The organism is Pseudomonas sp. BB438 (assembly GCF_057180225.1).
In genome coordinates this window covers 1,692,912-1,706,713 of sequence record NZ_CM170001.1, presented here as the reverse complement: position 1 = coordinate 1,706,713, position 13,802 = coordinate 1,692,912, and the positions used below count along the sequence as shown (strand labels likewise).

The window sequence follows — 13,802 nt, the reverse complement described above, 5'->3', positions numbered from 1 at the left end:
GCAGCACCCTGACTTCAGCAATCAGCTTAAGAGTTGTACATAACTTACTCAGTTGGAACGAGATTTTAATCTCGAACTGACGAGCGGCGTATCTCCACGCCAGGGAGAAAGCCGTCGCGGCAGCGCGACGGCAACTGCGGACGCCCTTAAGAAGGCGCAGCGGAAGGAAGGTTCCTCCCGCTCGTCGTTACAGGCAGTCGCCGGCGAGGCGCGCCAGGCGCTGGGCGCGCGGGTCCATCAGCACGTAGGGGCCGAGGGTGTTGACGACGAACCCCAAGGCCAGCTCGCGCTCGGGGTCGGCGAAACCGATGGAACCACCGGCCCCCGGATGACCGAAGGCCTGTGGGCCAAGGCCGTAGGTGGCATTGGCCACGCTCGGCTGGTCAAGCATGCAGCCCAGACCGAATCGTGTACAGGTCAACAACGTTCGATCCTCGCCAACGGCATGCTCGCGGGTGAGTTCGGCCAACAGCGCGTCGTCCAGCAACGTGCCCTGCAGCAGGCCGCTGTAGAAGCCTGCCAGCGAGCGCGCATTGCCGTGGCCGTTGGCTGCCGGCTGCGACATGCGCCGCCACTCCGGCTTGTTGGTGCTGGTGAGTACCGAGGGCGGATTGGTGAAGGCGCGGGTCGAAAGTGCGGCAGCGTCGGTCATCATGGTGCGCAGCAGGCGCTGCGCGGCGGCGTCGCCCAGATTGCCCTTGCCGCGGGCAATATGCGCGACGCGGTGGAACTCCGCGTCCTCCAGGCCAATGTGGAAATCCAACCCCAGCGGCTCGGCGGTTCGCGCGATGATGGCAGCGCCCGGCTCGCGACCGTCGACTCGGCGGATCACCTCGCCAATCAGCCAGCCATAGGTGATCGGCGCGTAGCCATGCTCGCTGCCCGGCGTCCACCAGGGCGTCTCGGCGGCCAGCGCGTTGGTCATGGCCTGCCAGTCATACAGCGCCTCGGGCGCCAGCGGCTCGCGGATCGCCGGCAGGCCGGCGCGATGGCAGAGCAACTGGCGCACAGTGATGTCCTGCTTGCCGGCCTGGGCGAACTCAGGCCAGTAGCGCGCCACGGGGGCATCCAGCTCCAGGCGCCCTTCCCCCACCAACTGCAAGGCGGCAACGGCGGCGAAGGTCTTGGTACAGGAGAACAGGTTGAGCAGCGTATCGGCCTGCCAGTCCTGCCCCGGTTCCTTGCCCGCGCTACCGGCCCATAGATCGACCACTGTCTCCCCGCCGACCTGAATGCACAGCGCTGCGCCGCGCTCCTGCGGGTCCTCGAACAGCGCGCTGAACGCGTCGGCAACGGGGGTGAAGCGTGGATCGCAGTGGCCGTTCAAGGTCATCTCAAGCTCCGGAAAAGCACAAGGGCGGAAGGCGCCATTCTTTCAGCGCGGTCCGCCCCTGGGAACCCTGCCAAAGGCAGGGTGCGGTCTCACGAATGTCGGATCATCGCTGCGCCTACTGGTCCGACGCCTGCTCCTCGTCGTCGCTGTCGTCGCTGGAAGGCGCCGGTTTCGGCTCGGGCTCCGCCGGTGCCTTGGCGGCAGCACGGGCTTGCTCGTCGATGCCTTTCAAGGTCTGCTGGTTGGCCTTGCGCACCGCGTCGACGAAGCCGCTGAACGGCAGGTCGGTGATGCCGACGAGGCCAATGTGGCCGTTCTCACCGTCGAGCAGGCGCCCGGTCACCGGCTGGTCGAGGTACTGGAACCAGTGTGCGCCGACGATATTCGGCTCCTTCGCCGCCTCGGCGAGGAAGCGCTGGTAGGCCTCGCCACGCTGTTGTTCGTTGTAGACCTCGGCGACACCGCCCCAGAACGGTCCGCGGTCGCGGGAACCGAAGTGGAACTCGGTGATCAGCACCGGCTTGTTCAGGCTGCGCACGTAGTTGGCGTCGAAGCCCTGCTGCGGCAGCGGCACGTAGAGGTTGAAACTGAGGATGTCGCAGTACTGCGCGCAGGACGCCAGCGCTTCCGGCGTGCTGACGGCGAAGCGCGGGCCGAGCAGCAGGTGGTTCGGCGCATGCCACTGCAGTGAGTCCTTCAGCGTCTTGAAGTACTGGTCGGCGTACAGGCGCAGAAAGGCGCTGTAGTCCTGGGCAATGGCCGGGTGCGCCTCGCTCGGCAGCGGCGCCTGATAACCCGGTGCGTCGAGGTCTTCCCAGGCACCAAGCTGCACGCCCCAGGCCTCGGCCAGTTGCTCGTGCTCCTGGTACTTGTCCTTGAGCTGCTTGATGAAGGCGCGCTTGGCCGGGCTGTCGGTGGACAGCTTCAGCGCACCGAAAGCCAGGGCGAAGTGTGCCTGAGGATCATCCCCCCGGCCCGCCCAGGCCAGCTCGTTGTCGGCGTAGTAGCCCAGCAGCCAGGCGTCCTCTCGGTGGTCGCGGGCAGCGATGGCGATGGCCCGCTCGGCGGCCATGGCGAAACGCGGGTCGAACGGATCGGGCATGGCACCCCACCAGTCGTAGCCGGTGCTGACCGTGGCGTAGTCGCCGCTGATGGACAGCGGCACGCTGTAGGGCAGGCGTGGCTCGCTGGCGAAGGCCGGATCGCTCCAGTCACCCAGGGTGTTGAAGCCCCAGGAGCCGAGGCGTTGCACGGTACGCTCGCGCCAGGCGGCGGCGGCAGCGTCGGCGCTCAGGCCACCGTCGGCACGGAAGCGGTTGGCGGCGTAGAAGTCGAACCAGCGGCCATTGCCGAAGGCGCGGCCCTGCTGGGCGCCTACGCCGCTGCGGTCATCACGCTGGCCGTAGAAGGCGGCCAGCGGCTCGTCTTCCTTGGGCAGACTGGCGAACATGTATTCGCGGCCTTCGACATAGGTCTGGCTGCTGTCGGCGTTCACCGCGTTGACGCCGAGGGACCAGAACGAGTGCCCCTCCGGCGTCACCAGCCACCAGCGGCCATTGCGCTTCTCGGTGCGGAAGAAACCGGTGCCTTCGAAGGCCGGGCCGTCCAGCAGGCCGCCAAAGGCGTCGCGGCCGGGCGCGGGCTGCCACTTCTTCAACTGCTCGCCTTCGGCTTTCCAGGCGCTGGCCAATTGCTCGGGGCTCTTCACCTTCTCCGGCCAGTCGCTGCGGGTGGACTGGCCGAAGCCGTCGACGATCCCGGTGTAGGCCTTGTGGTACTCGTCGTTGCCGGCGCGGGTGCCGAAGCGGCCGACGAGGATGTCCTGCGCTGCCTTGGGCAAGGTCAGGAACAGTTTCACCGCGCCAACCTGGCTGCGGTTCAGCTCGCCGGTAACCTTGCTCGCCAGCAGCAGTCGCTGGCCGTCCTGGGTGACGGGCATGGGCACGCCGGCGCGCATGCCGAAGTCTTCCGGGGCGATGGCGTGCAGCGGGATCACCAACGTCTGCGCCGGGCCTGGCGGCAGGGCGATGCTCGCACGCAGGCCGGGGGCACCGGCGACGCCTTCGATTTCCACTTCCAGGGTGATCGCCCAGTCCATGGCATTCTGGATGCGCAGGCTCATGCTGTCCGACTGCGACCAGTCCCAGCTGCCACTGGACGGTGCCAGGCGCAGGGTTGGTTGCGGTGCCGGGTTGAAGTTCACCCGACGCAGGATCTCGCCCTCGGGCGTGGCTTCGGCGGTGGAACTGGGCAGATCGGCGTTCTGCGTGGTGATCGAGACCACGGCCATGGGCTTGACGAAGTTGAACAGGGTTTCATTGCCGCCGGCCGACCAGGCCGGGGCACTGGCGATGGCCAGGCTGAGCAGCAGAGGCAGATGCCAACGCGGAGAAATCATGTGTTCGGGTCCTTACTAGTCGCCGCCACAAGGCAGGCGCTGAATTCAACCAGGAAGGCTTGCCCGCTCAGTTCTCATGGATCTTGCGAGCTAGAGCAGAACAAGGCGGAAGCTGGCCCGGAAGCGGAGTTTACACGCAGTAAATGAGCATTCCGGGCCAGCTTCCAACGCAGTTATGCCGACGCGCAGCTGATCAAACTCCAATCAGGCGATTTCACGGCGGAACGGAGGCAGTGCGTTAAGAATGGCCTTGCCATAGCGTTGCGTCACTACGCGGCGGTCCAGCAGTGTGATGGTGCCGCGGTCCTGCTCGGTCCGCAGCAGGCGACCGCAGGCCTGCACCAGGCGCAGCGAGGCGTCAGGCACGGCAATCTCCATGAATGGATTGCCGCCACGCGCCTCGATCCATTCCGACAGCGCCGCCTCCACCGGATCGTCCGGCACGGCAAAGGGAATCTTGGCGATCACCACGTGCTCGCAGTAGGCACCCGGCAAATCCACGCCTTCGGAGAAGCTGGCCAGACCGAACAGCACGCTCGGCTCGCCGTCGTCGACCCGCGAGCGGTGCTTGTTCAGGGTTTCCTGCTTGGACAGGTTGCCCTGGATCAGCACGCGCTTGCGCCAGTCGCGATCCAGGCCGTCGAAGACTTCCTGCATCTGCTTGCGCGAGGAGAACAGGATCAGCGAACCGCGCGAACCCTCGACGATCTCCGGCAGCTCGCGAATGATCGCCGCCGTGTGGGCGGCCGCATCTCGCGGGTCGGCCTTGAGGTCGGGCACGCGCAGCACGCCGGCGTCGGCATGGTGGAAGGGGCTCGGCACCACGGCGGTGACGGCGGCGCGCGGCAGGCCGGCGCGCATGCGGTAGCGGTCGAAGGTGCCCAGCGCGGTGAGGGTCGCCGAAGTCACCAGCACGCCGTAGGCGACGTTCCACAGGTTGCGGCGCAGGGTTTCGGCGGCGAGGATCGGGCTGGCGTTGGCCTCGATGTCGTAGAAGGTGCCGCTCTCGGCGAGGGTCAGCCAGCGCGCCATCGGCGGGCTGTCTTCCGGGTCCTCGCAGGTGAAGGCGGTCCACAGCTCCCAGTTGCCCTGGGCGCGCGACAGCAGGCTGCCGAACAGCGGATACCACTCTTCGGCCTGGTGGCTGGCGATACCGACGCTGCCCTCCCCGTCCATGGCCTCCTTGAGCAGTTCGGTCAGGCGGGTGAAAAGGTCGGTGAGCTTGGAGAAGCCCTTCTTCAGCTCGATGCCCATCTCGCGGATGTGCTCAGGGATCACCCCGCCCTCGAAGCGATGGCGCGGCCGCTCGCGGCCTTCCATGTCCTCGCCGGCACGGAAGTCGCCGATCTCCTCACAGGCGGTGAACATGAACTGCTGGTGCGTGCGCAGCTCGCGGGCCAGTTCCGGCACCTGCTCGATCAGGCGGCCGAGGTCGCCCGGCAGCGGGTTCTGCGCCAGCAGCTTGGTCAGGTTCTTCTCCACCTGGCCCAGCCAGTCGGCGGTGGCGCGCAGACGGGTGAAGTGGGCGAAGTGGCCGATGGCCTTGTCCGGCAGGTGATGGCCTTCGTCGAAGACATAAAGGGTGTCGCGCGGATCCGGCAGGATCGCACCGCCGCCCAGGGCGAGGTCGGCCAGCACCAGGTCATGGTTGGTGACGATCACGTCGACCTTGGTCATGCCTTCGCGCGCCTTGTAGAAGGCGCACTGCTGGAAATTCGGGCAATGGCGGTTGGTGCACTGGCTGTGGTCGGTGGTGACCTGCGCCCAGTGCGCGTCCTCGATGGCTTCGGGCCAGGAGTCGCGGTCGCCGTCCCAGCGGTTGCCGGCCAGGCGCTCGATCATCTGGTTGAACAGCTTGGTGGAGGTCTCGTCCACATCGATGCGGAAGCCTTCCTCCTCGAACAACTGGGCGGTGGCGCTCTGCGCTTGGCCCTCCTGCAGCAGGTGGTCGAGCTTGGACAGGCACATGTAGCGCCCGCGCCCCTTGGCCAGCGCGAAGCTGAACGACAGGCCGGAATTGCGCAGCAGGTCGGGCAGGTCCTTGTGGACGATCTGCTCCTGCAGGGCGACGGTGGCGGTGGCGACGACCAGGCGCTTGCCGGCGGCCTTGGCGCAGGCGATGGCGGCAAGGCTGTAGGCGACCGTCTTGCCGGTGCCGGTGCCGGCTTCCACGGCGACCACGGCGGCATCGCCCAGGCGATGGCCTTCCTCGTCGCTGGCGATGGTCCCCAGGACCTTGGCGACTTCGGCGATCATCAGGCGCTGGCCGTAGCGCGGCTTGAGTTCCTTGGCCTCGAGGAAGCGCGAGTACGCGCCCTGGATCGTGGCCTTGAGTTCGGTGCTGAGCATGGACTTCCCGGGCCCCGGAGCGCGCCTCGTGGACACATCCGGATGCTGGATAAATTTTCAGTGGTTCGAATCGGCGGCTATGATAGCGCGCTTGTCTTCAATCGCCAGCGGAGATCGTCCGAATGACACCCTTTGCCTTCGTCTATGCCCTGCACCTCCTGGCCGCCCTGGTCTGGGTCGGCGGCATGTTCTTCGCTTGGATGGTGCTGCGCCCGGCCGCCGTCGCCGCGCTGGAGGCGCCGTCCCGGCTGAAGCTGTGGCTGGAGGTATTTCCGCGCTTCTTCCGCTGGGTATGGGCCGCGGTGATCCTGCTGCCGGTGACCGGCGTGGGCATGCTGCACCTGAGCTTCAACGGCATGGCCGGCGCGCCGCGCTACGTGCAGGTGATGATGGGCCTGTATGTGGCGATGCTCGCGCTGTTCCTGCGCATCCAGGCGCTGCAACTGCCCGAACTGCGCCGCGCAGTCGGTGCCGAAGACTGGCCTGCCGGCGGCGCGGCTCTGGGCAAGATCCGCAAGACCGTGGGGCTGAACCTGCTGATCGGCATGGCGCTGGTGGCCTTCGTCGCCGCCCGCCCGCACTGGTAAGAGCCGTACCGCCAGGAAAAAAGCCCGCTCGATGACCGGGCGGGCTTTTCTCAGGAACAGCGAGTCAGGCGACGTCGACTCAGAAGCGTTTCACGTCCAGGCGACCTTCGCCGCCTTTCGCCCCTTCCGTACCGCCCTGTCCTTCTGCGCCGGGCTTCTCGCCCGCCACCGAGTAGAACCAGCAGCCCTTCTCGTCGCTGCGCGGTCCGGCCTTGCCGGGCTTGCCGCCCGCTCCGCCAGCGCCACCTTCCAGGCGCACCCGGACCTTCTCGACAGCGAACTGCTCAGGGACTTCCAGGCGTACCACGCCGCCGGGCGCACCTGTCTGGCCGTCCGCGCCGTTCTGGCCGTCACCCGCCGATTTTCCGCTGCCCCACAGGCAGCCCGACGTCTGCGCGCTGCCACCGTCCAGGCCGTCATAGCCCGGCGCACCGACACCGCCACGGACGTCGATCAGCAGGTTTTCCACCTGCACGTCCTGCAAGCGCAGCACCAGGTTGCGACCACCGCTGGCCGGCTTGTCGAAGCTGCCGGAGCTGCCTTGTGCAGCGATCACGCTGCCGTCAGCGAGATTACCGTGCAGTACGTCGATCTGCAGCGCGTCGCTGCCGGGGAACACGCCAATCCGCGCGTTCTTCGCCAGGTCCAGTTCGCCAATCTTCAGCTCCTTGACCCGCGACGGGATCAACAGCGCGCCTTCCGGGCCAATGCTGATGCGGTCCAGGCTCAGGCTGTCGCCCTTCACCGGCAGGCGCAGCACGGTGTTGGCTTCCACCGAGACAGTGCCGGCGGCCGAGCACGCCAGCGGGGCGAACAGCGCCAGGCCGAGCAACGACTTACGCATGGGTATCTCCTTCTACGTGTGCGGGTTCCGGTTGCTCTGCTACCGGCTGTGGCAGGGTCGCGAAATGGAAGACGCCGAACAGCAGGATCTGCAGGCGGTCCACGCCCGGATGCGGGCGGCCCTGCAGACGCTTGCGCAGCGCCAGGACTTCGAGGATATGGATCAGCAGGATCAGCGCGCCTGCCGCATTGAGCAGCAGTGCGAAGGGATGAGCGAAGGGTTGGATCAGGTTGGCCAGCACCGCCAGCCAGAACAACAGGGCAATCAGTTTGCCCAGCCCCAACAACGCTTTCATGAAGTGCCCCCGTATTTTTCTTTGCCGGGGAACATACGCCTCTGACCCGGGCTATGCCAGTGGCAACCGGGAATGACAAAGGGGGCCATGAGGGCCCCCTTTGCGCAGATCACGCCAGGCTTACTGACGGGTGATCTTGATTTCCACGCGACGGTTCTCGGCGCGGCCTTCCTTGGTCTTGTTGTCAGCGACCGGTTGGCTCTCGCCATAGCCGACGACGGACTTGATGCTGCTGGCAGGCACACCAGCTTCGACCAGGTAGTTGGACACGGCGTTGGCACGGCGCTCGGACAGTTTCTGGTTGTAGGCGTCGGTACCGATGCTATCGGTATGGCCGCCAATGTTCAGCTCGGTGCTCGCAGCCTCACCTTTCAGGCGGGTAGCGATGGTATCGAGCTTGTCCTTGTCCTGCGCATCGATCTTCGACGAGTCGAAGGCGAAGTGCAGGTCGCGCACGACAATGGTCTCTTCCTTGGGCAGCGGAGCCGGTGCCGGTTCCGGAGCCGGAGCGGGCGGCGGGACCTCGGCCACTTGTTCTGCGGCGCCATGCACCCAGCAGTAGGACGCCCCCAGTACACCGCCAATCAGGGCACCCCAACCCGCCCAGGCGCTGCTTTCAATGGAACCCAGACCGGCGCCGCCGACACCGCCAACCACGGCGCAAGTCGGCCAGTCGGACTTCTGCAGCCCTGCGCAACCGGTGAGCAACGTGCTTACCAGCAGCAGGGGTAAAGCGGTCCTTTTGATGCTCATAAAGTTAAGTCTCCTCTAATGATCGGGTCTTGACCGACAATTACCGAGTAAAGACGTGACTGACAGAATGCGCCAGCACTAGGCCATATGGGTGTCACACGCTAGTCTTCGTTCATTATTTTTCGCCTTCGACGAGCCTCATGATTTCGACACGCACGCCACAGCAAGCCCTCGCCGCACTGCTCGATCGCTACGCACCGCAGCGCCTGCTGCTGGTGGGCGCCAGCCAGATTCCTGCGGTGGATGCCTTCCTGGCGGCGCACCCGGATTGCGAACTGTTTCACGCCGACGCCGGTCCCCTGCCGACCGAGCTGGCCGGTCAGCGCTACGACCTCGCGTTGCTGGCCGATTGCCTGGAACACCTGCCGCGCCGGGAGGCACAGCAACTGGTGGGTGGCATCCGCAACCTCAACAGCAACCGCGTGGCCGTACTGGTCGATCTCGACGCCGCGCAGGCCCGGGACGCTGACTTCTATGCCCTGGCCATGCAGGCCAGCGAGCGCTTCCAGCGCGACGCCCAGGTGATCACCCTGTTCACCTACGATCTGCACGAATACAAACAGGTCCCGGACTGGCTCAACGCGAAGTTCTGGGCCAACCCGGAAAATTTCGGGAAGTACTGGTGGTAAACCCATGAACATCAAGGGCTTACCTCACAATGACAGACCTCAACGCCACGCCCGAGCAGGGCCAGGTGTCACCCGCCTGTAACCAACACTGTCACCAGCCCTGGCAAAGACTGTCGGTTTGGCACTACCGCCGCTCAGGAATCTACTACCTCAGGGTCCGCCCTCGGGGTCGCTCTGATTGCTGCTGTACCGTTTCTCTTCGCACCACTGATAGGCCCACCGCAATGTCACGCTCCCAGGAAATTCTCCAGGCTCTCGCTGCCTTCCACATTGATCAGCCAGAGGCGGACTGGGAGGTCTTGAAAAACCATCTGCTGGACCATGCCCACTCGATCCTGAGCCAGCACTTTGCCGAAGAGGAGTTAGGGGTCTACGACATGATCTACAGCGACCTCTCCGTAAGTCTCGCGAAGGCTGCCGCCACTGCCCCTCTAAGCGTCACCCAGCACAGGGCATTGGATATCGCTCGGGAGATCGCCAAGGCCGCACAGGAACGCTTCAAGGGCAACACCAAGCCCCTCAGGGAAATCATCGACCGCCTGGAGGCCCCTGAACAATCAGGGGCAACTGGGGCTTCTTCGGTTTCCCTATCTGTAGGCACTCCTAACGTCCCTATTACCTTTAGCGAACTCGCTGAGCTGTTCATCAAGGAACGCCAAGGCAACGTCGAGCCATCCAGTCTGCGCACCATCCAGTCCAGCTGTCGGACCCTCTCCGGGCTTCTGGGAGACCTCAATATCCGAACCCACACTCGGGCTGACATGGTGCGCCTCAAGGACAAACTGATAGCCGACCGGAAGCCCCTTACCGTGAATAAGCTGCTCACCCAGTTGTCGTCCGTTTTGGATTGGGCAGAGAACAATGGCTATATCGAGAGGGGCTACCACAAGGGCTTGAAGATCGAGAAGGGCGCCGAGAGCGAACGTGAGCCCCTAACTCAGGATCAGGTAGTAACCCTCATGGGCCACGCTAACGGCCTGCCTGCACAGGATTGGAAGCGCTGGGCGTTGTCTCTGGGGACTCTCACAGGCGCCCGTATAGGCGAGTTTTACCAACTGAATCAGGATGATGTGAAACAGGTCGACGGCATCACCGTCATTGACATCAACAGGAACGACCAAGACAAGACCCTGAAGAATGACTTCTCAGTAAGGCAGGTCCCGCTTGTCGATGGTGCCTATGGGTTCTCCCTGGCTGAATTCCTTGAGTGGGTCGCCGTCGAGCCTGGGAGGCTGTTCAAGCAGAAGGAGCATTACTTCAACAAACCGCTGAATGACGCACTGCGCGAGCCACTGGGACTGGAAGTTGGTGGTAGCCAATCGTTCCACTCTCTGCGGCATTCCCTCTGCGGGCTCCTGAAGTCTGCCGCAACACCCGAGGTGATTGCCCAGAGCATCACGGGACACAGCTCAGGGAACATCACTTACGACCTCTACGGAGGTGGCACAAGGGTGGGAGTCGATAGACTCCATGAAGCACTGCGGGCAGCGTTTTTCGGAGCGTTGAAATAGGAGTGGGAGATTGAATAGCCCACGACGGCAAGCCGATCAAGAACCGCCCCCTTCAGTCTGACCTGATGCGCGGATTCATGGGCCGTAAGACCGAGCAGGTCCCGGCTGCTGATGTACTCGCCTCGGGCGTTCAGGCTGGTTACTCCGGCTATCAGCTGCTTCAGGACAAGCGGGGAACTGACCTCCAGGGACACCGAACGTGCCTATGGAACGCCCTCAAGCAGTTCGTACCGAACGACACGGTGAGCCAGAGCTTCATGCGCAAGCTCGCCGAGGACCAAGGCGTGGAGCGCTCGCGGTAGCCTCCGCGTGTTCACTCTTGCATTTCGGACCGTTCCTATAGTCAGCAGATGGCGGCATGTGTGAATCCTTGGCGCTCAATCCTGCAACCAAGGAAAGGCTATGGCAGTTGGATATTTTATTCGTCAGGGGGACAAAACCACTTGCGGTGGCGTGGTAATTGAGGGCGATCCGACGTTCACACTGGACGGCAGCCCCTTAGCTCGCCAAGGGGACCGGGTTCTATGTGGAAAGGATAAGAAAGCCTACCCAATCATTGGCGGCGTATACAGTTTCATGTCAGAACAACCAGCCGCTGGCACTTTGGATAGTTTCAGCGGGTGTCCCTGCAAGTCTCGGCTTATTCCATCGAGGTACGACGCGTCCTACGAATCAGCGCCCAGTCCAGCCCCCAGCGTAGCGGCCGCCCGTTCTCCGGCATTCACACCTCCACCCCCATCCTCGCAGAACTCTGGATTCGCTCAACAGGCAGAGAGGCCAGTAAGAAAGGCCGCCTCAGAGAGCTGTACATTCGCAAAATGCAGCAAGCTCCCCGACTCGGAAATTGACTACAACACGTCCTCAGGATCATTCCCCGTTGATGCAGTGAACGACTACGGCAACCTTGTGCTGCTTGGTGGTCGGAATGTTGATGAAGACGGCAAGCTCCAGCTCAAGAAAATCAGCGGGAATGTCCCTGCTGGTTTCGGCTCATTGGCACTGCGGGGGCTCTCCTCAGGAGGCGTTGCTGCTGAATCCTGCGGTGGACTGTGTGGGGTCGCTTCGGCAGGCGGTGCTGTTGCCACTGGGGGCCGTGTCATCGTCGGAGGGGGTGGCCGCGTTGTCGGCGGTGGCATCCTAACCGGTGGTGTGGTCGGCGGTGCATTGCTGGGGGTCGTTGCGATGCTCTGGCCATCGAGCTTGGGCGATAGCGCGCTCTACACCGAAGAACAGCTCCGTTCGATGCGGCAGGCCCGCACCCGTGTGCGTATCAGAGTTGAGGAGCGACCGGACGGAACACTGAAGGGATACGGCTACAACACCCAGCTTCGCAGCGATTGGGAAACGGTTCCTGTCATTCAGTTCAAACCTGTTGGCAGTCAGATGGTTGCGGACTTCGGGGGCGGTGTTGAGCTGATCTGGACGCCCGCTGCGAATCCTTCCGACACACTGGGCATCCCGGCGCTTGAAGCAGCTCCCCAAGCTCCGCAGATCACGATTTACCCACCCGTGGAGCAGGCCGACAACCTCATCGTCAATCCGATCTACCCGCCAGAATACAAAGATTTCATTCTGGTATTCCCTGCCGGTTCCGGGGTCGCTCCGCTCTACATCGTGATGAATGCCCGGCATGATCCGGGGACGGTGACAGGTGTTGGTAAGGACGTATCGGGCATCTGGTTAGCTGGAGCTGGGCAGGGGCTTGGTGTTCCAATCCCGACACGAATTGCAGATAAGCTGCGTGGTAGGACATTCAACAGCTTCGATGCTTTCCGAAATGCAGTTTGGTCTGCTGTGTCTGAGGATGCTGAACTTCGTTCGCAGTTCCGCCCTGTGAACCAGAAGTTGCTGAACAAAGGGTATTCACCATTTACCCGTGAAATTGATAGGGTGGGAGGGCGAGAGAAATACGAACTCCACCATATTGATGAGATCGCAAAAGGGGGGAAAGTCTACGATATTGATAACCTTTCAGTGGTTACTCCCAAGCAGCACATAGACATACATAGAGGGATGAAGTGATGAGCGGACCGCATATTTCCGACTATACCGAGAAAGAATTTTTAAAGTTAGTGAAGGATATCTGTGAGGTTAATTGTTCCAGCGAAGACGAGCACTTGGCTTTAGTTGGAAAGTTCCGCTCCTTGGCTGAGCACCCTTCTGGCTCTGATCTGATTTTCTACCCTGAAGATGGAGCCGACGAATCTCCCGAGGGGATCACTCGCACAGTGAAAGAGTGGCGTGCTGCCAACGGACTGCCCGGATTCAAAACTTGAGATTTACTTATAGATAAGGCCTGCATTTAGGGATTTAAGCTGTGCAGATAGGTTTCTGAAGAAGGCTCAAGGATTTTCCAGATGGCAATTTTGGTGACTATCCAGGCTCAACTGGTTGTTGGTGACGCACAAGTTATAAACAGCTTTGCTCCAGAAGGAGACTTCTCGGCTGTTTTTGAGGATGATGGGATGACGGGGTATTTCTATGCCCTTGATGAGTCTGGTGATGGAAACAAAATTCAGGACGCTTTGCATATCTATAACGTCGAAGACATTACAGATGGGCACATACCCTCTGATGTAAAGATTGGTTGGTCAGAAGATAGTCAGAAGTGCGTGCTTCTAATCAATGGATACCCGCATGGCGTGTTTGATTTCAGTAGCAAGAACGGCTATTGCAGGAGTGGTTTTCCACCTCCGATCAGCAAAGACTGGTCCGTCTCAGGCCATGACTGGACTGATGCTGTGGATAATTTTTTCCGGTGAGTTATTAAGGTCGGAGCAGATTTCATCTTGCCTGAGAGGGCGCATGGCCTTTGGATACCGGGACAGAGAGTTCTTCTTCATGAAGATCAAGGCTGCTTTCCCCGGTAATGCGTGAAGAGCCCAAAATTAGGCGTGGGTTGTTTTTCTGCCATTGATTCCCTCACTGTAATACTCCAGTCCCGAGGAGTGCCGTGAACAGGCTGCAGGACAGGGCTTCAATAGCTTTGACTCCCTCAAGCACGCACTTTGGAAGGCTGCTGGCAGAGACACTGTTCTAAGGAAACTCTGAAAAAGCTTCCCGAATCCGGTGAAATACGTCGATCCCGTTGCCTGAGTTATCC

12 protein-coding genes and 1 pseudogene are annotated in these 13,802 nt (G+C 62.5%); 7 read left to right on the top strand and 6 right to left on the bottom strand.

All coding sequences use genetic code 11. From position 1 onward, the window contains the following. Positions 1-187: 187 nt before the first annotated feature. From AC1ZV1_RS07910 to dinG, 3 genes are all read right to left on the bottom strand, one after another. On the bottom strand, positions 188-1,333 hold the full coding sequence (locus AC1ZV1_RS07910) for a serine hydrolase domain-containing protein (RefSeq protein ID WP_484296218.1): 1,146 nt from the start codon (positions 1,331-1,333) through the stop codon (positions 188-190). Positions 1,334-1,448: 115 nt separating this feature from the next. Then, positions 1,449-3,731 (bottom strand): beta-galactosidase, encoded by a 2,283-nt coding sequence (locus AC1ZV1_RS07905; protein WP_484296217.1) that lies wholly within the window; start codon positions 3,729-3,731, stop codon positions 1,449-1,451. A gap of 204 nt (positions 3,732-3,935) precedes the next feature. Beyond that, the gene (dinG, locus tag AC1ZV1_RS07900; RefSeq protein ID WP_484296216.1) at positions 3,936-6,080 is read right to left on the bottom strand and encodes an ATP-dependent DNA helicase DinG; all 2,145 of its coding nucleotides are present in this window, start codon (positions 6,078-6,080) and stop codon (positions 3,936-3,938) included. Between the two features lie 122 nt (positions 6,081-6,202). Between dinG and AC1ZV1_RS07895 the strand changes: the two genes are divergently transcribed. Further along, entirely contained in the window at positions 6,203-6,667 is a 465-nt protein-coding gene (locus AC1ZV1_RS07895; RefSeq protein WP_484296215.1) for a CopD family protein, read from the top strand. Positions 6,668-6,746: 79 nt separating this feature from the next. On the opposite strand, the gene AC1ZV1_RS07890 is transcribed toward AC1ZV1_RS07895, so the two are convergent. The 3 genes from AC1ZV1_RS07890 to AC1ZV1_RS07880 all read right to left on the bottom strand — a co-directional run bounded on the left by AC1ZV1_RS07890 (position 6,747) and on the right by AC1ZV1_RS07880 (position 8,559). Next, the gene (locus AC1ZV1_RS07890; protein WP_484296214.1) at positions 6,747-7,511 is read right to left on the bottom strand and encodes a collagen-like protein; all 765 of its coding nucleotides are present in this window, start codon (positions 7,509-7,511) and stop codon (positions 6,747-6,749) included. Then, the gene (locus tag AC1ZV1_RS07885) at positions 7,504-7,806 is read right to left on the bottom strand and encodes a DUF1145 domain-containing protein (RefSeq protein WP_484296213.1); all 303 of its coding nucleotides are present in this window, start codon (positions 7,804-7,806) and stop codon (positions 7,504-7,506) included. The genes AC1ZV1_RS07890 and AC1ZV1_RS07885 overlap by 8 nt, the downstream gene beginning before the upstream one ends. A gap of 120 nt (positions 7,807-7,926) precedes the next feature. Beyond that, a complete protein-coding gene (locus tag AC1ZV1_RS07880; RefSeq protein ID WP_484296212.1) occupies positions 7,927-8,559 on the bottom strand; it encodes an OmpA family protein in 633 nt (210 codons plus the stop codon). A 140-nt stretch (positions 8,560-8,699) separates the two neighbouring features. On the opposite strand from AC1ZV1_RS07880, the gene AC1ZV1_RS07875 reads away from it, so the two are divergent. The 6 genes and pseudogenes from AC1ZV1_RS07875 (at position 8,700) to AC1ZV1_RS07850 (ending at position 13,461) form a co-directional block, all read left to right on the top strand. Continuing rightward, positions 8,700-9,188 carry a DUF6231 family protein gene (locus AC1ZV1_RS07875; protein WP_484296211.1) on the top strand — a complete coding sequence of 163 codons (489 nt, stop codon included), beginning with the start codon at positions 8,700-8,702 and terminating at the stop codon, positions 9,186-9,188. A gap of 224 nt (positions 9,189-9,412) precedes the next feature. Continuing rightward, the gene (locus AC1ZV1_RS07870) at positions 9,413-10,699 is read left to right on the top strand and encodes a tyrosine-type recombinase/integrase (RefSeq protein ID WP_484296210.1); all 1,287 of its coding nucleotides are present in this window, start codon (positions 9,413-9,415) and stop codon (positions 10,697-10,699) included. A 402-nt stretch (positions 10,700-11,101) separates the two neighbouring features. Continuing rightward, positions 11,102-11,236 (top strand): annotated as a pseudogene (locus AC1ZV1_RS07865) (PAAR domain-containing protein); the annotation flags it as partial. Positions 11,237-11,542: 306 nt separating this feature from the next. Further along, on the top strand, positions 11,543-12,721 hold the full coding sequence (locus AC1ZV1_RS07860; RefSeq protein ID WP_484297524.1) for an S-type pyocin domain-containing protein: 1,179 nt from the start codon (positions 11,543-11,545) through the stop codon (positions 12,719-12,721). After that, entirely contained in the window at positions 12,721-12,975 is a 255-nt protein-coding gene (locus tag AC1ZV1_RS07855) for a bacteriocin immunity protein (protein WP_484296209.1), read from the top strand. The genes AC1ZV1_RS07860 and AC1ZV1_RS07855 overlap by 1 nt, the downstream gene beginning before the upstream one ends. 81 nt (positions 12,976-13,056) lie before the next feature. Next, entirely contained in the window at positions 13,057-13,461 is a 405-nt protein-coding gene (locus AC1ZV1_RS07850; RefSeq protein WP_484296208.1) for a DUF2251 domain-containing protein, read from the top strand. The last annotated feature ends 341 nt before the right edge of the window (positions 13,462-13,802 follow it).

Excerpts from the sequence above, each read along its gene's own strand:
- AC1ZV1_RS07910 (WP_484296218.1), bottom strand. The coding sequence starts at position 1,333 with ATGACCTTGAACGGCCACTGCGATCCACGCTTCACCCCCGTTGCCGAC.
- AC1ZV1_RS07905 (WP_484296217.1), bottom strand. The coding sequence starts at position 3,731 with ATGATTTCTCCGCGTTGGCATCTGCCTCTGCTGCTCAGCCTGGCCATC.
- dinG (WP_484296216.1), bottom strand. The coding sequence starts at position 6,080 with ATGCTCAGCACCGAACTCAAGGCCACGATCCAGGGCGCGTACTCGCGC.
- AC1ZV1_RS07895 (WP_484296215.1), top strand. The coding sequence starts at position 6,203 with ATGACACCCTTTGCCTTCGTCTATGCCCTGCACCTCCTGGCCGCCCTG.
- AC1ZV1_RS07890 (WP_484296214.1), bottom strand. The coding sequence starts at position 7,511 with ATGCGTAAGTCGTTGCTCGGCCTGGCGCTGTTCGCCCCGCTGGCGTGC.
- AC1ZV1_RS07885 (WP_484296213.1), bottom strand. The coding sequence starts at position 7,806 with ATGAAAGCGTTGTTGGGGCTGGGCAAACTGATTGCCCTGTTGTTCTGG.
- AC1ZV1_RS07880 (WP_484296212.1), bottom strand. The coding sequence starts at position 8,559 with ATGAGCATCAAAAGGACCGCTTTACCCCTGCTGCTGGTAAGCACGTTG.
- AC1ZV1_RS07875 (WP_484296211.1), top strand. The coding sequence starts at position 8,700 with ATGATTTCGACACGCACGCCACAGCAAGCCCTCGCCGCACTGCTCGAT.
- AC1ZV1_RS07870 (WP_484296210.1), top strand. The coding sequence starts at position 9,413 with ATGTCACGCTCCCAGGAAATTCTCCAGGCTCTCGCTGCCTTCCACATT.
- AC1ZV1_RS07855 (WP_484296209.1), top strand. The coding sequence starts at position 12,721 with ATGAGCGGACCGCATATTTCCGACTATACCGAGAAAGAATTTTTAAAG.
- AC1ZV1_RS07850 (WP_484296208.1), top strand. The coding sequence starts at position 13,057 with ATGGCAATTTTGGTGACTATCCAGGCTCAACTGGTTGTTGGTGACGCA.